Origin of the sequence: Catellatospora sp. KI3 (genome assembly GCF_029948125.1) — a bacterium.
GTDB lineage: Bacteria > Actinomycetota > Actinomycetes > Mycobacteriales > Micromonosporaceae > Catellatospora.
The window spans coordinates 732,484-751,182 of sequence record NZ_JASAMB010000001.1 but is presented as its reverse complement, the minus strand read 5'-3'; the positions used below and the strand labels follow the sequence as shown (position 1 = coordinate 751,182).

At 71.4% G+C, this 18,699-nt stretch carries 15 protein-coding genes; 8 read left to right on the top strand and 7 right to left on the bottom strand.

Features of this window, described 5'->3' with window-relative positions; translation table 11 throughout:
• Positions 1–199: 199 nt before the first annotated feature.
• Both galK and galE read right to left on the bottom strand, forming a co-directional pair.
• The gene (galK, locus tag QEZ54_RS03310; protein ID WP_281302918.1) at positions 200–1,285 is read right to left on the bottom strand and encodes a galactokinase; all 1,086 of its coding nucleotides are present in this window, start codon (positions 1,283–1,285) and stop codon (positions 200–202) included.
• Positions 1,282–2,256, bottom strand: a complete 975-nt coding sequence (gene galE / locus QEZ54_RS03305; protein WP_281302917.1) for a UDP-glucose 4-epimerase GalE — start codon at positions 2,254–2,256, stop codon at positions 1,282–1,284. Before galE ends, galK begins: the two co-directional genes overlap by 4 nt.
• A 153-nt stretch (positions 2,257–2,409) precedes the next feature.
• Between galE and QEZ54_RS03300 the strand changes: the two genes are divergently transcribed.
• Positions 2,410–3,441 (top strand): transporter associated domain-containing protein, encoded by a 1,032-nt coding sequence (locus QEZ54_RS03300; protein ID WP_281302916.1) that lies wholly within the window; start codon positions 2,410–2,412, stop codon positions 3,439–3,441.
• 19 nt (positions 3,442–3,460) lie between these two features.
• On the opposite strand, the gene QEZ54_RS03295 is transcribed toward QEZ54_RS03300, so the two are convergent.
• A complete protein-coding gene (locus QEZ54_RS03295) occupies positions 3,461–4,888 on the bottom strand; it encodes an RNA polymerase sigma factor (protein WP_281302915.1) in 1,428 nt (475 codons plus the stop codon).
• Positions 4,889–4,998: 110 nt separating this feature from the next.
• Here QEZ54_RS03295 and trpS point away from each other — a divergent pair, with 110 nt between their 5' ends.
• Together trpS and QEZ54_RS03285 are read left to right on the top strand one after the other, a co-directional pair.
• A complete protein-coding gene (trpS, locus tag QEZ54_RS03290; RefSeq protein WP_281302914.1) occupies positions 4,999–6,027 on the top strand; it encodes a tryptophan--tRNA ligase in 1,029 nt (342 codons plus the stop codon).
• 52 nt (positions 6,028–6,079) lie between these two features.
• A complete protein-coding gene (locus QEZ54_RS03285; RefSeq protein ID WP_281302913.1) occupies positions 6,080–6,637 on the top strand; it encodes a 2'-5' RNA ligase family protein in 558 nt (185 codons plus the stop codon).
• A gap of 143 nt (positions 6,638–6,780) precedes the next feature.
• Here QEZ54_RS03285 and QEZ54_RS03280 read toward each other — a convergent pair whose 3' ends face one another.
• From QEZ54_RS03280 to QEZ54_RS03265, 4 genes are all read right to left on the bottom strand, one after another.
• On the bottom strand, positions 6,781–7,206 hold the full coding sequence (locus QEZ54_RS03280; protein ID WP_281302912.1) for a hypothetical protein: 426 nt from the start codon (positions 7,204–7,206) through the stop codon (positions 6,781–6,783).
• 7 nt (positions 7,207–7,213) lie between these two features.
• Entirely contained in the window at positions 7,214–8,188 is a 975-nt protein-coding gene (locus tag QEZ54_RS03275; protein WP_281302911.1) for a YhjD/YihY/BrkB family envelope integrity protein, read from the bottom strand.
• A gap of 192 nt (positions 8,189–8,380) precedes the next feature.
• The gene (locus tag QEZ54_RS03270; RefSeq protein WP_281302910.1) at positions 8,381–9,979 is read right to left on the bottom strand and encodes a glycoside hydrolase family 13 protein; all 1,599 of its coding nucleotides are present in this window, start codon (positions 9,977–9,979) and stop codon (positions 8,381–8,383) included.
• A gap of 187 nt (positions 9,980–10,166) precedes the next feature.
• Entirely contained in the window at positions 10,167–11,183 is a 1,017-nt protein-coding gene (locus QEZ54_RS03265) for a LacI family DNA-binding transcriptional regulator (RefSeq protein WP_281302909.1), read from the bottom strand.
• Positions 11,184–11,441: 258 nt separating this feature from the next.
• Between QEZ54_RS03265 and QEZ54_RS03260 the strand changes: the two genes are divergently transcribed.
• From QEZ54_RS03260 to QEZ54_RS03240, 5 genes are all read left to right on the top strand, one after another.
• Complete coding sequence (locus tag QEZ54_RS03260; protein WP_281302908.1) at positions 11,442–12,737, top strand: extracellular solute-binding protein; 1,296 nt, start codon at positions 11,442–11,444, stop codon at positions 12,735–12,737.
• A 204-nt stretch (positions 12,738–12,941) separates the two neighbouring features.
• Entirely contained in the window at positions 12,942–13,850 is a 909-nt protein-coding gene (locus QEZ54_RS03255; RefSeq protein WP_281303043.1) for a sugar ABC transporter permease, read from the top strand.
• Positions 13,851–13,900: 50 nt separating this feature from the next.
• The gene (locus QEZ54_RS03250; RefSeq protein WP_348650507.1) at positions 13,901–14,764 is read left to right on the top strand and encodes a carbohydrate ABC transporter permease; all 864 of its coding nucleotides are present in this window, start codon (positions 13,901–13,903) and stop codon (positions 14,762–14,764) included.
• A 31-nt stretch (positions 14,765–14,795) separates the two neighbouring features.
• On the top strand, positions 14,796–16,646 hold the full coding sequence (locus QEZ54_RS03245; protein WP_281302907.1) for a glycoside hydrolase family 13 protein: 1,851 nt from the start codon (positions 14,796–14,798) through the stop codon (positions 16,644–16,646).
• Between the two features lie 1,056 nt (positions 16,647–17,702).
• On the top strand, positions 17,703–18,569 hold the full coding sequence (locus QEZ54_RS03240; RefSeq protein ID WP_281302906.1) for a hypothetical protein: 867 nt from the start codon (positions 17,703–17,705) through the stop codon (positions 18,567–18,569).
• The last annotated feature ends 130 nt before the right edge of the window (positions 18,570–18,699 follow it).

The following is an 18,699-nucleotide window of genomic DNA, read 5'->3' as shown; positions in this document are numbered from 1 at the left end:
CATCCTGCCCCACCCTGTCCACTCCCGACCACCCCGTATCACCAACCCGACGCGCCGCGCGCCGCGCCGCGCCGCGCCGCGCCGCGCCGAGCAGTTTCGGGGAAAGTGCAGGAATCTTGGCGCCGATTCCAGCACTTTCCCCGAAACTGCACCCGATCCACGTGCCTCGCGCCCGCGGGGCGGGGCGGGGCGGGGCGGGTCAGGAGAGGCGGGTGGCGCCCGGGGCGGGGGTGACCGGGAAGCAGTGCGGCGGGCGGAAGCCGTTGGCGGCGAACGCCTGGCCGACCGCGTCGGCGACGGCTGCCGCGCGGTCCGCGTCGACCAGGGCCAGGACGCAGCCGCCGAAGCCGCCGCCGGTCATCCGGGCACCGTACGCGCCGGCGGCCAGGGCGGCCTCGACGGCGGTGTCCACTTCGGGCACCGTGATCTCGAAGTCGTCGCGCATCGAGGCGTGCGAGGAGGTGAGCAGCGGCCCGATCTCGCGGATCCGGCCGTCGCGCAGCAGCTCGATGGTGGCCAGCACCCGGTCGTTCTCGGTGACGACGTGGCGGGCCCGGCGCAGCAGCAGCGGATCGTCCAGGCGCGACAGGTCGGCCAGGGTCGCGTCGCGCAGCGCGGGCAGGCCGAGGATCTCGGCGGCCTTCTCGCACGCGGCGCGGCGGGCGGCGTACTCGCCGTCGACGAGCTGGTGCGGGGCGCGCGAGTCGACGACCAGGATCTGCAGGCCCTGCCCGGCCAGGTCGAGCGGGATGTGCTCGACCGCCATCGTGCGGCAGTCCAGGAACAGCGCGTGCCCTTCCCGGCACAGCGTCGAGGCGGACTGGTCCATGACTCCGCAGGGCACGCCGACGTACGCGTTCTCGGCGCGCTGGGCGAGCTTGGGGCGGTGGGGCACGGGCAGGTCGAGGCCGCCGAGGTCGACCAGCGCCGACAGCACCGCGCACTCCAGCGCGGCCGAAGAGGACAGTCCCGCCCCGCCCGGCACGTCGGAGGTGAGGTCCAGCCGCGCGCCGGGCACCTCGTACCCGGCCTCGCGCAGCGCCCACACCACCCCCGCCACGTACGCGGCCCAGCCCGTCACCGGCTCGCTCAGGTCGAACGTGACCGTCTCGCCGGTCAGCGAGCTGGACACGGTCCACTCGGGACGGTCGAGCCGCGCCGCGGTGACCTCGGTCCGGTACGGCAGCGCGAACGGCAGCACGAAGCCGTCGCAGTAGTCGGTGTGCTCGCCGATCAGGTTGACCCGGCCGGGCGCGGCCCACACACCGCTGTCGAGAGTGCTCATTCGTGGCTCCGGAAGAAGGTCCAGGCGTCGGCGACGATGTCGTGCAGGTCGGGGCGGCCGGGCACCCAGCCCAGCTCGGTGCGGGCCAGCTCGGACGAGGCGACCAGTTCGGCCGGGTCGCCGGGGCGGCGGGCGGCCATCTCCACCGGCACCGGATGCCCGGTCACGGCGCGTACGGCGTCGACGACCTGGCGGTTGGAGAAGCCGGTGCCGTTGCCCAGGTTGTACACCCGGTGCTCGCCGGGGCGGGCGGCGGCCAGCGCCAGCAGGTGCGCCTCGGCCAGGTCGGCGACGTGGATGTAGTCGCGCACGCAGGTGCCGTCCGCGGTGGGGTAGTCGTCGCCGAACACCTGGAGCTTCTCGCGCCTGCCGGCGGCGACCTCCAGCGCGATCGGGATGAGGTGGGTCTCCGGGTCGTGGCGCTCGCCCAGCATGGATCCGTCCGGGCGGACCAGGGCCCCGGCGACGTTGAAGTAGCGCAGGCTGACCGCGGCCAGGTCGTAGGCGTGCGCGTACGAGCTGATGGCCATGTCGACGGCGAGCTTGGTCGCGCCGTACGTGTTCACCGGCTTGGTGATCGCGTTCTCGGTCAGCGGCAGCTCGGACGGGTTGCCGTAGGTGGCGGCGGTGGAGGAGAAGACCAGTCTGGGCACGCCCGCCTCGCGCATCGCCTCCAGCAGCGCCAGCGAGCCGATGGTGTTGGCCTCCCAGTGCCACTCCGGCCGGGCCATCGACTCGCCTGCGGCGATCAGGCCGGCGAAGTGCAGCACCGCGTCGAAGCCGGACCCCGGCGTGAGCACGGTCGCCGCCTCCTGCACCCGGGCCTGCACGAACCGCGCCTCGGCCGGGATCTGCGAGGCGTCGTTGCGGGACAGGTCGTCCAGCACCACCACCTCGTGCCCCGCGTCCAGCAGCAGCCGCGCCACGACGCTGCCGACATACCCCGCGCCCCCGGTGACCAGTAATTTCATACGCCCGCCCTTCCCGATGCCGTTCGACGAAGCCTAGTGCCCGGCGGAGAACCCGCTAATTCGCCAGCTATCTCACCACATTCCAACAGAACACAACAAGCACAAACACCGGCGATCCGGGGACCGCGAGTCGGCGGGAGCTAAGATGCGCAAATGGCTGTGCCTCGGCAGAACACCCCGGTCACGCGGGAAAGCGCTGGTCGCGAACCGCGACGACGGGAGCCCAGGTTACGTCCGCCCGGTCGCGTCGCCCGCGCCCTCGCCCCGGCCATCGTCCGCGCCGCAGACGCGCTGACCCGTTGGACCAACCGGGTGCTCGGAGCCGAGGCGACCGTCGGCCGGGAGCAGATCACCGAGGCGGAGCTGCGCCAGCTCGTCGCGGTCAACACGGCGCTGGACCCGGAGGAGCGGCACATCATCGGCAAGGCGCTGGCCCGCTCGGCGGCCAGCCTGCGCGAGGTGATGGTGCCGCGCACCGAGGTGTGGTTCCTGGACGTGGCGATGACGGTGGCCGAGGCGGTCGCGGAGGCGCGTGAGGCCGGGCACACCCGGTTTCCGGTGACCGACGGCAGCCACGACGACGTCGTCGGCTTCGTGCACCTGCGCGACCTGCTGTGGGACGAGCGGCCGGAGCGGCCGGTGCGGGAGCTGTCCCGCGAGATCAAGCGGCTGCCGGGCAGCAAGCCGGTGCTGGCGGCGCTGTCTGAGATGCGCCGCGAGCGCAACACGATCGCGGTCGTCGTCGACGAGTACGGCGGCACGGCCGGGATCGTCACCCTGGAGGACCTGATCGAGGAGCTGGTCGGGGAGATCCACGACGAGTACGACGAGACTCCGGTCGCCACCGCCACCGGCCCGAGCCTGCCCGCCGAGCTGGACGGCATGCTCAACCTCGCCGACTTCGTGGAGCGCACCGGGGTGCGCCTGCCCGCCGGGCCGTACGAGACGGTCGGCGGCTTCCTGATGAGCAACCTGGGCCGGATGCCGCAGCCCGGCGACACCGCCGACCTGGACGGCTACCAACTCACCGTGCTGGCGCTGGAGGGCCGCCGGGTGGCGCGGGTGCGCGTCACCGTGGTCGAGCCGGCGCTGGAGGTCGAGGCTGACGCCGAAGCCGACGCCGAGCCCGTCCCGCACCGCCGGGTCGAGGAGGCCGAGGTCGGCCTGGTCGCCGAAGCGGCCTGACCCCGGCCGGTCGGCGGGTTCAGCGGATCGGCAGCTTGCGCCAGGTCACGCCGTCGTCGGAGACGGCGACCCAGCCGCTGTTGAACAGGCCGAGCGCCGCGTACCCCGATGAGGTCGCGCGGAGTTCGTCCACGCCCGGCAGCGTGCCCTGGGCGCGGCGGAACACCGCCCCGAGGTCGTCGCTGAGCCACAGCCTGCCGTCGACCCCGGCGAGCAGCAGCCGCCCGTCGGGCAGCAGCACCGGCTCGCCGCGGGCGGCCAGGCCGTCGCCATCGGACACCCGGGCCATGGCGGTGCCGGGCGCCGGGCGGCCGGTCGCGGTGTACACGCCGGTCAGGGCGCCGCGTCGGCCGACGACGGCGAGCACCTGCTCGCCGCGTACGGTCGCGGTGACCGAGTCGGCGGGGCCGCTCAGGTCGTACCGCTGCCAGGTCTTGCCGCCGTCGGTGCTGGCGGCGAGCGCGGGCAGCGAGCCGTGCAGCCCCGCCGCCCACCACACCCCCGCCGGGGTGGGGCGGCGGGCCGTCCACGCGCCCGTGAGCGGGGGCGGGCTCGCCGGTGCGGGCGGGGCGAGGCCGGGGTCGGCCATGGCGTACCAGGTCAGGCCGCCGTCGTCGGTGCGGGCGAAGGCCGGGCGGCAGTCGCGCTCGGCGGCCTTGCAGCTGGTGCGCAGCCACCCGGCGGCCCCGTCCAGCTCCAGCTCGTTGATCTGGCCGGGCAGGTCGGGGGTGGTGCCGGGGTCCACCACGCCGATGACCGACAGCCCGGAGCCGGTGTACGTGCTCGGCCCGGCCGAGGCGGACGGCCTCGCCGAGGCGAGCGGCTCGGGCGCCGACCGCTGCTGCCAGGGCAGCACCACCACCGCGATGGTCAGCACCGCCGCCGCGAGGCTGCCCACCTGGGCGGCCTGCCGGCGGCGCCGGATCCGCCCGGCCCGCGCGCGCACCTCGGCCAGCGGGGGCGCCTCGACGTCGTCGAGCAGGCCGCGCAGGGCGTCGCGCCCCCGCGACAGCCGGGACTTGACCGTGCCCACCGGCACCTCCAGCAGTTGCGCCACTTCGTCCAGGGGCAGGTCGGCCAGGTAGTGCAGGACGATGACCTCGCGGTACTGGCGCGGGATGACCGCCAGCGCCTCGCGCAGATCGGTGTTGTCCGGTTCGGGCGGCGGCGCGGCCAGGCGGGCCAGCGGGCGCTCCCGCAGCAGGATGGTGTCCAGCAGCTGGCGGCGGCGCCAGCGCCGCCGCACCACGTTGATCGCCACGGTACGCAGCCACGCCTCCGGCGCGTCCACGTCGCTCAGGCCGCGCCGCCGGGCCAGCGCCCGCGCGAACGCCTCCTGCACCGCGTCCTGCGCCTCGGTCAGGTCGGTGGTGAAGGCGAACACCTGCGTGACCAGCCGCCGGTAGCCGGCGTGGTACAGCTCGCCCAGCTCCTCGTGCGCGCCCATCAGCTCCCCCGCGGTGTCCGTGTCGGTGTCCGGCGACTCTAGTGAGTCCTCAGCCGGGACGCCGGTTCCCGATGTTCCGGAGCGATCATCAGGGTGGGACAATCGTCGGCATGTCTGCCGATGTGCCGTCCAGCCGCAAGCCCCGGGTGCTGTCCGGGATCCAGCCGACCGCCGACTCCTACCACCTGGGCAACTACCTGGGTGCGGTCCGCAACTGGGTGGGGCTGCAGGAGACGCACGACGCGTTCTACTGCGTGGTGGACCTGCACGCGATCACGGCCGGGCACGACCCGAAGCTGCTGCGCGAGCGTACCCGCGTGAGCGTGGCGCAGCTGCTCGCGCTCGGCCTGGACCCGAGCCGGTGCACGCTGTTCGTGCAGTCGCACGTGCCCGAGCACGCGCAGCTCGGCTGGGTTATGGGCTGCATCACCGGGTTCGGCGAGGCCAGCCGGATGACGCAGTTCAAGGACAAGTCGAGCAAGTCCGGGGCGGACCGGTCCAGCGTCGGCCTGTTCACGTACCCGATCCTGCAGGCCGCGGACATCCTGCTCTACCAGGCCGACGCGGTGCCGGTGGGCGAGGACCAGCGCCAGCACCTGGAGCTGACCCGCGACCTGGCACAGCGGTTCAACACCCTGTTCGGGCAGACGTTCACGATGCCCGCGCCGCACATCGTCAAGGAGACGGCGAAGATCCTGGACCTGCAGGACCCGACCGCGAAGATGTCGAAGTCGGCGTCGACCACCAACGGCCTGATCGAGCTGCTGGAGCCCGCGAACCGGTCCGCCAAGAAGATCAAGTCGGCGGTCACCGACACCGGCCGCGACATCGTCTTCGACGCCGAGAACAAGCCGGGCGTCAGCAACCTGCTGACCATCTACTCGGCCCTGTCCGGCCGCGGCATCGACGAGCTGGTCACCGCGTACGACGGCAAGGGCTACGGCGATCTGAAGAAGGACCTGGCCGAGGTCGTCGTCGAGTTCGTCACCCCGGTCCAGCAGCGCACCCAGGAGTTCCTCGACGACCCGGCCCAGCTGGACAAGCTGCTGGTCATCGGGGCGGAGAAGGCGCGCGCCGTCTCGACCCAGACCCTGGCCACGGTGTACGACCGGATCGGCTTCCTGGCCCCCTCCCGCTGATCGAACGCCTGACCGCCGCCGTCGCCCCGATCGGGGTGCGGCGGCGGGTGCCATGCCCGATCCTGACGTGGGAGGGAGGTGCGCCGTGGAGCGGACCATCGGTATCGCCATCGGCATACCCCAGCCGTGGGGCGCCGAACTCGACGCGGCCCGTGCCACGACCGGCGACCCGCAGGCGGCGCTGATCCCCGCGCACGTCACGCTGCTCGGACCGACCGTGCTGCCGGTATCGGCCGACCTCGACCGGCGCATCGACCGCCTGCTGCGCAAGGTCGCCGCCGCCAGCGAGCCGTTCGCCGTCCAGTTGCGCGGCACCGGGACGTTCCGGCCGATCAGCCAGGTCGTGTTCGTCGCCCTGGCGGCGGGCATCGCCGAGTGCGAGCGCCTGGCCGACGCGATCCGCACCGGGCCGCTGTCGCGGGAGCTGACCCATCCGTACCACCCGCACGTGACGGTGGGGCACGACGTGCCCGGCCCGGCGCTGGACGACGTGTTCGAGCGGATGGCGGACTACTCGGCCCGCTTCGTCGTCGACCACTTCACCCGGTACGAGCACAGCGGCAACGGCCGCTGGGAACCCCTGCGCGACTACCCGCTTCGCCCCCGCTGACCGGTCCCCGCGCCCCGCTTAGCATTGACGCTGGCCTATCTAGAGGACGAATCTCCGAAAGTCGTCCTCTGGATAGGCCAGCGTCGATTAAAGGATGGGCGGGTCAGGCGGTCAGGCGGTCAGGCGGTCAGGCGGTCAGGCGGTCAGGCGGTCAGGCGGGCGGAGATGCGGGCGAAGGCGGCCTTCAGCTCCGCCTCGGTCGGCGGCTCCAGGGCGGCGTGGCCGTCCTCGTCCTCGTGGTCATGATCGTGGTCGTGTTCGTCCTCGGCGTCGTCGTCGAGGACGTCGTCGATCTCGTCGGCCGCCTCGGCGGCCAGCCGCTGGGCGACCGAGATCTCGCCGCGGATCTGCTCGATCGAGGTGGCCGGCAGCAGCGGTTCGACGACCGCCATCAGGTCCTCGTCGGCGACGACGTGCTGGGCGAGGGCGAGGGCGTGCGCGCGCTCGTACGGCCCGCAGACGACCGGCTCCCACTCCTCCTCGTCGTCCAGCGGCCCGAAGGTGATGATCCAGGGAAGGTCGAGCTGCGGCGAACCGGCAGGCAGCTCCAGTGTCACGAGTGCACCCACGCGACCATCATCGTGGCTTGTCCTGCTTCTGGGGCGCTTTCGGGCGATCCGGCGCGTCGGAGTCGTCCACCCCCTCCAGCGCCTCGGACCCGTCCGCCGCCGCCTCGGCGGCGGTCGCGGACGCGGCGTCGCCGGGCGGCACCCAGTCCAGGTGGTGCTTGCGGGGGCGGCCCCAGGCCAGGTCGAAGACCTTGCCGTGGGTGGAGGTGGCGGCGTAGGCGACGGCCCACAGCACGATCTGGTTGAACAGGTACAGGTACAGCAGCAGGCCGACGGCGGCGGTGACGGCGACGTACGCGACGTTGTTCTCGGTGCGCGAGACGAAGTAGCGGCCGACGGAGTTGAGCAGCGTGATGCCGACGCCGACGATGCCGACGGCGGGCAGCAGCCGCTTGGGCGTCATGTGCACCCGGGGCAGCGTGGTCACCAGCGCGAACCCGATCATGGAGTTGACCAGGACGGTCAGCACGTAGGAGCCGACGGTCAGCAGTACCCACCAGTCGGAGAGCCGGTCCACCAGCCGCCCGAGCAGGTCGACGGCGGTGATGGAGACGCCCATCAGCAGGCCCAGCACGATCAGCATGCCCAGGTCGGTCAGGCGCAGCACCAGGAAGTTGCCCGGGTGCTGGTCCAGCCCCCAGATGGCGCGCTGCGAGGAGCGCCAGGCGTCGACCCAGCCGATCCCGGCCAGCACCAGGCTGACCAGGCCGACCCAACCGATGGACACGGCGGCGGTCTTGAGCTGGCTGGTGTCCATCGCCGGGAAGTAGTGCGACAGGAAGAGGTCGACGTCGGCGACCAGGTCCGGGTTGCCGGAGAAGACCTTGACCAGGACCGCGTACGCCACCATGGCCAGGGCGAAGGTGGCGAAGAAGGCGTAGTAGGCGATGGCCGCGGCGAGGCGGCCGGCCAGCACGTCGGCGTAGCGTTCCTTCATCCGCCACAGGTGGTCGAACGCGGCGGAGCGCTTGCGGGCCCACATCACGCAACCTTCATACCGGGCCGTGACCGAATCGGCCATCCGCTGTACGCGATCGAAGAACGCCACCACGCCCTCATCCTCCCGGATCTTCGCCACCCGCGTGCGGCAGACCCCCGCCCTCGCGCGGAGATAGGAAGGGCCCCTTCTACATCGCATTGCGATAAGAAGGGGCCCTTCCTTACTGCGAAGCCGTCAGGCGAGCAGCCAGAGCGTGGTGTCCGCCGGCAGCGTCCCCGGCGTAGGCACCGCCGAGCTCGTCAGCAGCGGCGTTCCCGAAAGCCCCAGCTCCGCCAGCGCGATCGGCCGGTCCGCGATGTTGGTGATCACGACGACGCCCGGGTCGCGGCGGAACGCCAGCACGCCCTCTGGGGCGTCGAGCCACTGCACCGTGCCGCCGCCCAGCGCGGGCAGCTCGCGGCGCAGCCGCAGCGCGGCGCGGTAGAAGTTCAGCGTCGAGTCGGGGTCGCTCTCCTGGGCCTCGGCGGTCAGGCTCTCCCACTTGGCGGGCTGGGGCAGCCACGGGGTGCCCTGACCGTCGGGGTTGAACCGGAAGCCCTCCTCGGCGGTGCCGCCCCACGGCAGCGGGACGCGGCAGCCGTCGCGGCTCTCGCCCGTACGCTTGAACGACGGGTCCTCGCGCAGCTCGTCGGGCAGGTCCAGCACCTCGTTGAGGCCCAGCTCCTCGCCGTTGTAGAGGTACGCCGAGCCGGGCAGGGCCAGCATCAGCAGCGTCGCGGCGCGGGCGCGGCGCAGGCCGACGCTGCCGTCGCCGTAGCGGGTGACGTGGCGGAACTTGTCGTGGTTGGACAGCACCCAGGTGGTGGGCGCGCCGACCAGGTCGGCCTCGGCAAGCGACTTGTCGATGATGGTACGGAACGACGCCGCGTCGAAGTCCGCCATCATGAAGTCGAAGTTGAACGCCTGGTGCAGCTCGTCGCGGCCGATGTAGCGGGCCAGCCGCTCCGGCGACTCCACCCACGCCTCGGCCACGGCCATCCGCCCGCCCGGGTACTCGTCCAGGATCGGCCGCCACTCGCGGTAGATGTCGTGCACGCCGTCCTGGTCGAAGTAGGGCAGCCGCTCGCTGCCGAGCATCTCGACCTGGCGCCCGCCGTCGTCGCTGGTCCGGCCGACCGAGGGCAGGCCCGCTTCCTTGATCATGCCGTGGGCGACGTCGATCCGGAAGCCGTCCACGCCCCGGTCCAGCCAGAACCGCAGCACGTCGCGGAACTCCGCGCGGACCTCCGGGTTCTCCCAGTTGAGGTCGGGCTGCTCGGGGGCGAACAGGTGCAGGTACCAGTGGCCGTCGGCGACCCGGGTCCAGGCGCGGCCGCCGAAGATGGACTCCCAGTCGTTGGGGGGCAGTTCGCCGTTCTCGCCGAGGCCCTCGCGGAACATGTACCGCTCGCGCTCGGGGGAGCCGGGGGCGGCCGCCAGCGCCTGCTGGAACCAGGCGTGCTGGTCGGAGGAGTGGTTGGGGACCAGGTCGACGATGACGCGGATGCCGAGCGCGTGCGCGTCGGCGGCCATCGCGTCGAAGTCGGCCAGAGTGCCGAAGCGGGGGTCGACGTCGCGGTAGTCGGCGACGTCGTAGCCGCCGTCGGCCAGCGGGGACGTGTAGAACGGGCTGAGCCAGATCGCGTCGATGCCCAGCTCGCGCAGGTACGGCAGCTTGCCCCGTACGCCCTGCAGATCACCGGTGCCGTCGCCGTCGCCGTCGGCGAAGCTGCGCGGGTACACCTGGTAGACGACGGCGTCACGCCACCAGTCGTCATTTGCCTGCGTGGTCACTGGCGTTCCTTTCCAGGGGTGCTGCGCATGAGCGGCTGCGCGAGGTGCGGTGTGGTGCTTCTCCACGGGTCGGCGGGGCCACGACGATGTGGCCCGGCACAGAATGACTAATGAAGGATGTCGCGCAAGCTACGCAAGAGTCAAGCAAGAGTTTTCAGAAAGTTTCAGCCGTCACGCTGGCCTCATGTCACCCGCTGTAGGCGGCGGTTGAGCCCCGAACGACCAGTTCCGGCCGGAAAATGTACTCCGAGTGGGGGGCCGGGTGTCCCTTGATCTCATCGACCAGTGCCCGGACGGCCGCCACGGCCATCGCCCGGACGGGCTGGCGCAGCGTGGTCATGGGCGGATCGGTGAACGCGATCAGGGGCGAGTCGTCGTAGCCGACCACGGAGACGTCGGTGGGCACCTGCAGGCCCCGCTGGCGCACGGCGCGGATCGCGCCCAGCGCCATCAGGTCCGAGCCGCAGACGAAGCCGGTCACGCCGCGGTCGAGCAGGCGGGAGGCGGCCGCGTCGCCGCCCTCCACGCCGAACAGCGACAGCGAGATCATCTCGTTGATCTGCGTGTCGGTCAGGCCGAGCAGGCGCCGCATGGCCGACCGGTAGCCCTCGATCTTCCGCTGCACGGGCAGGTAGCGGTCGGGGCCGGAGATCAGGCCGATCTTCTTGTGCCCGAGCGCGACCAGGTGGGACACGGCGAGCTCGCCGGCGGCGCGGTCGTCGCAGGAGATGAACGGGGCCTCGATGCCCTCGGCATACCCGTTGACCAGCACGATCGGCAGGGGGCGCGCGATCAGCTTGCGGTAGCGCTCGGGGTCGCTGGTGGAGTCGGCGTGCAGGCCGGAGACGAAGACGATGCCGCTGACCTGGCGGTCGAGCAGCATCTCGACGTATTCGTCCTCGGTGACGCCGCCGGGGGTCTGGGTGCACAGGACGGGGGTGAAGCCCTGCTGGGCCAGGGTCGTCTCGATGATCTGGGCGAACGCCGGGAAGATCGGGTTGTCCAGCTCGGGGACGACCAGGCCGACCAGGCCCGCGCTACGTTTGCGCAGGCGAGCGGGCCTTTCGTAGCCCAGCACGTCGAGTGCGGTCAGCACGGCCTGCCGGGTGTCGGCGGAGACGCCGGGCCGGTCGTTCAGCACCCGGGAGACGGTGGCTTCGCTCACCTCCGCCTGCTGGGCGATGTCAGAGAGTCGTGCGCGCATGGCGGCACTCTAACGCAGGAGAGCGTGATCTGGAGAGTCCCGAACTGAAAGGACTTCCAATCGCTGCAAAGACTTGCTAACCTCCCGGCAACAAACTTCATACCAGCAAGCATGACCCCGGCAACGGGGTGCTGTCGTACGTCAGCGGTTCTGGAAGATCTTCCAGCGCGGCGTATCGCGGCTGGCACCACCCCCCGCCCGTGTGACGAACCTGTCGCGCGGGCGCTGACTACCCAGACATTCCCCCAAGGAGCGCACATGCGTCGCACCGCCCGCGGGATCGCTGTCGTCGCCACCGCCGTTCTCGCCCTCGCGGCGGCGGCGTGCGGCAAGGACACGCCCGAGGCCCCGAAGAACAACCCCGCGGACCTCAAGGCCGACCTGACGTGGTGGGACACGTCGGACCCGGCGAACGAGGGCCCGGCGTTCAAGGAGCTGATCGCCAAGTTCAACACGACCTACCCGAACGTCAAGATCAACTACCAGTCGGTCCCGTTCGGTGAGGCCCAGAACAAGTTCAAGACGGCCGCCGCGGCCAAGAGCGGCGCCCCGGACATCCTGCGCGCCGAGGTGGCGTGGGTGCCCGAGTTCGCCTCCCTGGGCTACCTGTACAACCTCGACGGCTCCGCGCTGCTCGCCGACGAGTCGGACTTCTTCCCGACCCCGATGAGCTCGAACAAGTTCGACGGCAAGACCTTCGGCGTCCCGCAGGTCACCGACTCGCTCGCGCTGCTGTACAACAAGAAGATCTTCACCGACGCGGGTATCGCCGAGGCCCCCAAGACCTGGGCCGACGTGAAGACCGCCGCCGCGGCGATCAAGGCCAAGACCGGCAAGGACGGCCTGTTCATCAACCCGGGCGGCTACTTCCTGCTGCCCTTCATCTACGGCGAGGGCGGCGACCTGGTCGACACCGCCGGCAAGAAGATCGTCGTCAACTCGGCTGAGAACGTGGCCGGCATCAAGGTGGCGCAGGACCTGGTGAAGTCCGGTGCCGCGGTCAAGCCCCCGGCGGCCGACGGCTACGGAACCATGATGACCCTGTTCAAGGAGCAGAAGGTCGCCATGATCATCAACGGGCCGTGGGAGGTCAACAACGTCCGCAGCGCCACCACCTTCGGCGGCATCGAGAACCTGGGCATCGCCCCGGTCCCGGCCGGCTCGAAGAAGGCCGGCGCGCCGGTCGGCGGCCACAACTACGTGCTGTACTCCGGCATGTCGCAGGACAAGGCCGCCGCGGCGGTCGAGTTCGTCAAGTTCATGTCCTCGGCTGAGTCGCAGGCCTTCCTGGCCGACAAGCTGGGCGTGCTGCCGACCCGCAAGTCGGCGTACGAGATCGCCTCGGTCAAGTCGAACCCGATCATCTCGGCCTTCGGCCCGGTCATCGCGACCGCCTCGGCCCGCCCGTGGATCCCGGAGGGCGGCCAGTTCTTCGGCCCGCTCGACGCCATGGCGACCGAGACCCTGATCCAGGGCAAGGACGCGAAGACCTCGCTCGACGCGGTCGCCCAGAAGTACCTCAACGAGGTCGTGAAGAACTACACGCTCTCCTGATGGAACGCGGCGGCCGACCCGACGGGGTCGGCCGCCGCCCCCGCTCCTACGCAGCATCTCCACCCCCGAAATCCGGAGCCCTCCGTGAGCACAGTGACGGCGACACCGCCCACCACGACCAGCCCGGCCTCCCGCAGCCACCGCCCCGCCAAGCGACCCTCCTGGCTGCGCCGCAGCTGGGACCGGCACTGGTACGCCTGGGCGATGGTCGCGCCGGTGGTCGTGGTCCTCAGCGTGCTGATCATCTACCCGCTGGTGCGCGGGGTGTTCCTCTCCTTCACCAACCTGACCGAGGCCAACCAGCTGGCCGAGATCTGCACCAAGTCGATCACCGGCTCGGAGAGCTGCAAGGCCAACCCCGAGGCCTGGCACATGGTCGGGTTCGACAACTACGTGGACGTGCTGTCGGGCAAGGTCGGCCAGTTCTGGCAGTGGCTCGGCGTCACGCTGATCTGGACCATCGGCTGCGTGGTGTTCCACTACACCATCGGCCTGGGCCTGGCCGTGATGCTCAACCGGCCGATGTGGGGCCGCGGCGTCTACCGGGTGCTGCTGATCCTGCCGTGGGCGGTGCCGGCGTTCGTCTCCGCGTTCGCCTGGAAGTTCATGTTCAACGAGAAGTTCGGCCTGTTCAACGCGCTGCTGACCAAGGTCGGGCTGGACCCGGTCGAGTGGTTCTCCGACTGGAAGACCTCGCTGCTCACGGCGATCCTCACCAACATCTGGCTCGGCGTGCCGTTCATGATGGTGGCCCTGCTCGGCGGCATGCAGACCATCCCCACCGAGCAGTACGAGGCCGCCGAGATCGACGGCGCCAGCCCGTGGCAGCGCTTCGTCAGCATCACCCTGCCCGGCCTGCGCTCGGTCAGCATGACCGTGATCCTGCTGGGCACCATCTGGACCTTCAACATGTTCCCGGTGATCTTCCTGGTCACCCAGGGCCAGCCCGCGGGGCAGACCGAGATCCTGGTGACCGGCTCGTTCCGGGCCGCCTTCGAGGGCATCCGCAACTACTCGCTGGCCTCGACGTACGGCGTGCTGATCCTCTCGATCCTGCTCGTCTTCTCCGTGTTCTACCGGCGCATGCTGCGCAAGCAGGGTGAGGTGTGGTGACCGTGTCCGAGACTGGTACTTCGACGCTGCGCGAGGCGACGATCCACCGCATGCCGTCGGCGGCCGTGCGGAACAACCGCCCCCGCAGCAAGCGCAAGCCGCTGGCCTCGCTCGGGCTGCACGGCACGCTGGTGCTGGCCTCGCTGATCGCGATCTTCCCGATCGTGTGGGTGCTGGCCGCGTCGTTCAAGCCCAAGGAGTGGATCCAGAGCACCGAGCTGACGCTGGTCAAGGAGCCCACCCTGGCCAACTACGACTACGTGCTCACCCAGACCAACTTCCCGTCCTGGGTGTTCAACTCGGTACTGGTGGCGGCCTGCACGATGTTCTTCGGCATCCTGATGTCGGCCACCGCCGGGTACGCGCTGTCGCGGTTCAACTTCCCCGGCCGCCGCCAGTTGATGCTGGTCTTCCTGGTGACGCAGATGTTCCCGGTGGCGATCCTGATCGTGCCGATCTACCAGATCATGGCGACGTTCGGGCTGATCAACACCCACGCGTCGCTGATCATCGCGTACCTGACCATCGCCGTGCCGTTCTGCGCCTGGATGCTCAAGGGCTACTTCGACTCGATCCCCACCTCGCTGGACGAGGCGGCCTCGATCGACGGGTGCGGGCCGTTCATGACGTTCTGGAAGGTGATCATGCCGCTGGCCCGGCCGGGCATCGCGGTCACCGCCTTCTACACCTTCCTCACCGCGTGGGGCGAGCTCGCGTACGCGTCGGCGTTCATCCAGACCGACGACCGGTTCACCCTGTCGTACGGCATGCGCCAGTTCGTGCCGCAGTTCAACCCGCAGTGGGAGTACCTCACCGCGGCCGCGGTGCTCGTCACCGTTCCCGCCGCGGTCGTTTTCCTCTATGTGCAGCGGCACCTGGTCTCCGGCCTCACCGCCGGTGGGACCAAGGGCTGAGCGCGGACACCCAGTAGGAGGGAGAGGCCGGATGACGTTGGCGAACCAGCCGCACCACGACGGGTCCGGCCTCTACGTGTCCCACCCGGAGCCCGTGCTCGGCGACACCGTCACGGTGTGGGTACGGGTGCCCGCGGCGGCCGAGGTCGGCGCGGTGCAGGTGCGGGCGACGTTCGACCGGGAACCGGTCGTGTACGCGGCCGAGGTCGACCCCGACCGCACCGGCGCCTGCCTCGGCGGCTACGGCCCCACCGACGTGTGGTGGCGCGTCAGCCTGCGGGCGCGCAACGGCGTCACCAACTACCGGTTCCGGCTCACCCCGGCGGCCGGGGCGCCGTACTGGCTGACCTCGGCGGGCGTGGTCGAGCACGAGGTCACCGACGACACCGACTTCAGGCTCGTGTCGTACGAGCCGCCGCCCGCGTGGGCGGCCCGGTCCGTGGTGTACCAGATCTTCCCCGACCGCTTCGCCCGCTCCGCGGCGGCCGGGCCGATGGACCCCGGCACGCTGCCCGACTGGGCCCTGCCCGCCGACTGGGACCGCGACGAGGCCCAGGGCACCGGACCCGGCACCGCCGAGCAGTTCTACGGCGGCGACCTCGACGGCATCACCGAGCACCTGGACCACATCCGGTCCGTCGGCGCCGACACCGTCTACCTCACCCCGATCTTCCCCGGCCGCTCCAACCACCGGTACGACGCCTCGACCTTCGACGCCGTCGACCCGCTGCTCGGCGGCGACGACGCGCTGGCCCGGCTCGCCAAGTCGGTGCACGAGCGCGGCATGCGGCTGCTCGGCGACATCACCACCAACCACACCGGCGCAGCGCACGAGTGGTTCCGGGCCGCCCTGGCCGACCCCGCCGCCCCCGAGCGCGGCATGTACTACTTCCACTCCGACCAGCCGCTGCCCGACCACGGGTACGAGTCGTTCTGGGACGAGCCCCGGCTGCCCAAGCTCGACTGGTCCAGCCCGCTCGTGCGCGACCGGATGGCGGCGGTACTCCGGCGCTGGCTGGAGCACTTCGACGGGTGGCGGGTCGACGTCGCCCACCAGACCGGCCGCCGCGCCGGGCAGGACGACGGCCACGACGTGGCCCGGACCCTGCGCGCCGCGCTGCCCGCCGACGCGGTGCTGCTCGCCGAGTACACCCACGACCCCACCGCGGACATGGACCGCGACGGCTGGCACGGGACCATGAACTACCTCGGCTTCACCCGGCCCGTGTGGACCTGGCTGCGCGGCGGCGACACCGAACTGACCGCGTTCTTCGACATGCCGGGCGACGTGCCGCGACGACCCGGGACCGCCGCGTACGCCACGATGCGCGCCTTCGCGGGCCGGGTCTCCTGGCGCACCCTGCTCAACTCCTGGACCATCGTCGACTCGCACGACACCCCGCGCATCCGGACCATCACCGGCTCGCGGGACCGGCACCTGGTCGCGGTCGGGCTGCTGGCCACCTACCCCGGCGTGCCCATGCTGTACGCGGGCAGCGAATTCGGCCTCACCGGCTGGAACGGCGAGAACGCGCGCACCCCGATGCCGTGGCGGCGGCCCGACGACCGCGACGAGCCGACGCTCGCGGCGTACCGGCAGCTCATGGGGCTACGCGCCGCCGAGGCCGCGCTGCGCGACGGCGGCCTGCGCTGGCTGCACGCCGACGCCGACACCCTCGTCTACCTCCGCGAGACCGAAGCCGAGTCACTACTGGTCGCGGCCCGCCGCGACCCGGGTGACCCGGTGCCGCTCCCGCTCGAACTCACCCCCGGCACCACCCTGCCCCCGCTGTACGGCCCGACCGAGCTCACGGTCGACGCCGACGGTGCGGTCACCCTGCCCGGCGACGGACCCGGCTTCGGGGTCTGGCGCCTGGCCTGATCAACCTGGCATGATCCATAACCGCATGATCGGCCGCCACCCCACCCCGGCCGACATGCCCGCAGCAGGCGGTGGTGGCGCGCGGTTCGACCCCGTGTGCCACCACTAGCCGTAATATGGCGCCCGCCTTCGCGGGCGCGGCACGCTCGCCTTTCAGGCGGCGTCTTCCCTCGTCGCTGCCGAGCCTTCGGCTCGGTCACGCTCCTCAGTTCAGACGCCGCCGGCGAGCTGTAATTCTGGCGCCCGCCTTCGCGGACGCGGCACGCTCGCCTTCCAGGCGGCGTCTTCCCTCGTCGCTGCCGAGCCTCCGGCTCGGTCACGCTCCTCAGTCCAGACGCCGCCGGCGAGCGTGCGGTCGGTGGTTGCGGCGCTTCGAGACGGGCGGAGAGGTTCGGATCGGGTCGGGAGTGGCCGCTGGCGGCGATCTTGATGGCTCTGGCTGCGGCGTGATCGTCGTGGTGGGTCGTAATCTGGGGTTCGGCCTCTGGCGGCACCCGGAAAGTGACCTCGGGTCGCGATCTTCGAGGGCCTGTCGGTCATGATTGGCGTCGCGGGTCGGAAGGTCGGCTGAAACGGGCTGTTCTGACCACTGGGGGCGATCTTGAGGGCGCTGGCTGTGGCGTGATCGTCGTGGGGGTCGGAATATGGGGTTCGGCCTCTGGTGGGGCCCGGAGACTGACCTCGGGTCGCGATCTTCGGGGCTTGTGTGGTCATGATCGGTGTCGCGGGTCAGAAGGTGGGCTGAGATGGGCCGTTCTTACCGCTCATGGCGATCTTGACCACCGCCCCACGCCGCGAAGCGGGTCAGGCAGATGCGACGGGCGGTCGGAGGTCCGGCGGACACAGCCCCACCGGCCAGTCGGCGGCACTGGCCCTCCACCCCCCGCACGCTCGCCGGCGGCGTCTGGACTGAGGAGCGTGACCGAGCCGAAGGCCCAGCAGCGACGAGGGAAGACGCCGCCTGAAAGGCGAGCGTGCCGCGCCCGCCGAAGGCGGGCGCCAGCAATACAGCGTGTTGCTTGATCGACGGTGGCGGGGGGTGCCTACGCTGGCGCGGTGCCCAAGCCGCCGCTACGTCCTGATGAGCTGACCCGCCGGATCTTCCGGGGGGCTGATGCGGTCCGTTCGGGGCTGCTCACGCCGGCGCAGTTGCGCAGCACCGCGTGGCAGCCGCTGTTCCGGGGGGTGTACGCCGACCGGGCGCTCACCATCACGCACCGCCTGCGCTGCCTCGCCGTGGTCGACTTCCTGCTGCCCGAGGACGGGGTCATCGCGGGCCGCTCCGCGGCGAGCCTGTACGGGGCGCCGTACGAGGCGGAGGGGCCGGTGGAGGTGTTGACCGCGGGCCGGTTCGGGCCGATGGCGGGGCTGCTGGTGCACCGGGGGGCGGTGCCGGATAAGGACATCACCCGGCGTACCGACGGGATCCGGGTGACCACGCCGCAGCGCACCTGCTGGGACCTGGCCCGCTGGCTCGACCTGCCCGACGCGGTGGCGCTGATGGACGTGCTGACGACGCGGCGGGTGGTGAGCTCGGGCGCGCTGGTGGAGTACGCCAATGCCCGGATCGGCACGCCGGGGTGGAACCGGCTGCTGAAGGCGGCGAAGCTGACCGATCCGGCGTCGCGTTCGCCGTTGGAGAGCCGACTGCGGGTCAGGCTCGCGCTGGCGAACCTGCCCGCGCCGGTGCTGCACTACGTGGTCGAGACCGGGGACGGCCCGGCGCCCTCGCTGGAGCTGGCCTGGCCGCAGCAGCGGGTCGGGATCGTCTGCGAGCCGGATGAGGCGCAGCGGCGGCCGCGGGTGCCGGTGCCTGACGACGCGGGGTGGACGGTGCTGACCGTGACGGCGGCGCGGCTGGCGGAGGAGTTCGACGAGCTCGTCGCCGAGCTGCGCGCGGCCCTACGCGGCCGCCGCCGGTGACCGGCCCGCGCCCGCACCGCCGTTCGCTCCGCGCCCGCGCTTCGCGACTTGATCATGCAAGTTCGGGGAAAGTGCCGGAATCAACGGCCGCATTCGTGCACTTTCCCCGAAACTGCACGACGCCCCGACA